Below are 2,235 nucleotides of genomic sequence, written 5' to 3'. Positions count from 1 at the left end.
AATTCAACAAAAAAGGCTGTTGACCCTTCTTTGTCAACAGCCTCATCCGGGGGATTTACCCCCGGATGTTCTCTTTATTTGTATCCAGAATTAAACCTAGTCAGCTTCTCCCAGTCGATTGTTCCATCCTCGAAACAAAATTCTTGGATGAACTCTCGGGAGAAACGATTAACTGCAGCATCCCAAGCTTGCTGATATTCAGGCAGATGTTTCTGAGGGTAGTCCTTCATCAGGCGAATAATTTTCAAATAAAAATCGGGATCTCCCGTAAGTTCCTCCCAGAAAGCCTGACCTGCCAACTCTCTGAATTCAGCATCGGCCTTTCTCTGATTTTTCTTCCCATAAGCATAACCAACGATCGGGTCAAAGTGCTTTTGAATCTTTCTCAATCGATTAGCAAGGGAACGAAAGTCCTCTGCTTGTCTCTTTTTGCTTTGAGCGTTAAATACACTTGTACCGCTTTTGACTGCAATAGCCTTATAAGTGGTTTCTGTTTCAATCGCAATATCAACGCCTTCCGATGGAGCAACATGCCCACCAGAGACAAATTTGGCAAGAGGTTCAAAGAAGGCATCTCCAAAAATCCCTTCGTCACTGCTGGAGATGTATGCCCTGAGGATCTGCTCAACGATATCAGAGGCTTTCTGTGTTCCGATGGCTCGGAATAAATAGGGATTCTTTCTTTTCAGAGTATCTTTCAATCTTAGGGTTTGGATCCTACTAATCCGTCGTTTATAAAAATCATCCAACAACTCGGCGATTTTCTTTTCAAGTGTTTGAGAATCAATCATATGAATGCCTCCCCGAGTTAATTTTGTGCCACAGTAATTACTCTTTGGATCGATTCATGAACAGATGTTCCTCTGAAACGACGTGTTACGATCCTAGCAGTTCCTTCCGCGACAGATCTAAGAGTTTGTCCAATCGCGTAACCGAGACCGACCGGAACAGCATTTCCAATGAGGCGATACTGATCGGAAATTTTGCCTTCAAACTGCCAGTCGTCCGGAAACTGCTGAATCCTTGCGTATTCTTTTACCGATAGAGGCCGATCCTGTGTAGGATGGCAAAACATCGTTGCTTTTTGAACAGGACTCGTTACTAGAGTAGGGGAGGGTTGATCATAATCCAAGCGACGATAAAAACCAATCTTTCCGCCGCCGCTATGATACGCCCCGCCCATTGCAATAGGCTTGACATCCTCGGGCAAATCACGCCAATTACCACCCGGAGGAACCATCCTGAGATACTTCAGCCTCTCCTCAGAAAACTGAATATACTCTCCGGGATCATCTTCCAAGTCTTGAATTGCGTCCCGAAGAGTCCTCCATCGGTAGTTCGGATCCTGATGAGAATGAAAATGAGTCGGAACAGGCAAGAAAATGTCTTCGTGATCACGGGAACCGATAATAATCAACCGTTCACGAAACTGAGGAACACCATAATGAACGGCATCAAGCACGCCGTATTCAATCTTGTATCCGAGACTCATTAATGTATTCTTGATTACATTGAATGCAGAACCGGGTTTCTCTTCTTCGGTAAGAGGTTCTTTATCCCGATCTTTCAGCGGTCGATGCTTAATGGCAGAAGACAACAATCCCTTTACATTCTCCATGACGAAAAATCGGGGACGAACAACCTTAATCACATGACAAAATTCCATAAACAAGCTTCCGCGAGGGTCATTGGTTGCCAAACGTTTACCTGCTGTACTAAACGGCTGACAGGGAGGGCCACCTACGACAGCAAATACTTCTCCCGGATACAAGCCTGCCGGCTTCAGCAAAAATTTGCAATCAGGATCTTCTTGAATTAATTCGCGAATATCTCCATGGATGCACTGATGACCATTGGCTTCCGCTGTTTTGACACAGCAGGGATCGATATCCTGAGCTATACGAATATCCAATCCCGCTTTCTCCAATCCAATGTCAAGACCCATCGCTCCACTAAAGAGAGAGATAACCGGATATTCCAATCTCGATCACTCCTTCATGTATGATATTTTATCAAAGCCTATATGTTAGCTCCAGTAATGGAGAGTATTTATCTTACCCCTTTAATCAAAACGAGAAACCCCTTAATGGAGGGGTCAATCCTTAATAGCTGTTCCAAAGACTTTGACATGATCAATTCTATCTAGTGCCCCGTCGACTAACTTAGATCGGGAAATTCCGAAGGAAAATGTTACCTCATGGTCGAATGGATTCATAGGTGATCGAAATGATTTTC

Annotated in this window: 2 protein-coding genes; both read right to left on the bottom strand. The window is 44.1% G+C overall.

Annotation, left to right across the window (positions count from 1 at the left end; translation table 11 throughout):
* Window positions 1-74 precede the first annotated feature (74 nt).
* The gene (locus tag BM063_RS17105; protein WP_092041923.1) at window positions 75-791 is read right to left on the bottom strand and encodes a PmeII family type II restriction endonuclease; all 717 of its coding nucleotides are present in this window, start codon (window positions 789-791) and stop codon (window positions 75-77) included.
* A 17-nt stretch (window positions 792-808) separates the two neighbouring features.
* Complete coding sequence (locus BM063_RS17100; protein ID WP_245752335.1) at window positions 809-1,981, bottom strand: DNA cytosine methyltransferase; 1,173 nt, start codon at window positions 1,979-1,981, stop codon at window positions 809-811.
* Window positions 1,982-2,235: the final 254 nt, after the last annotated feature.

This window comes from Planifilum fulgidum, from assembly GCF_900113175.1.
GTDB lineage: Bacteria > Bacillota > Bacilli > Thermoactinomycetales > DSM-44946 > Planifilum > Planifilum fulgidum.
The sequence above is the reverse complement of the archived record's forward strand: the minus strand, read 5'-3'. Positions and strand labels throughout refer to the sequence as shown.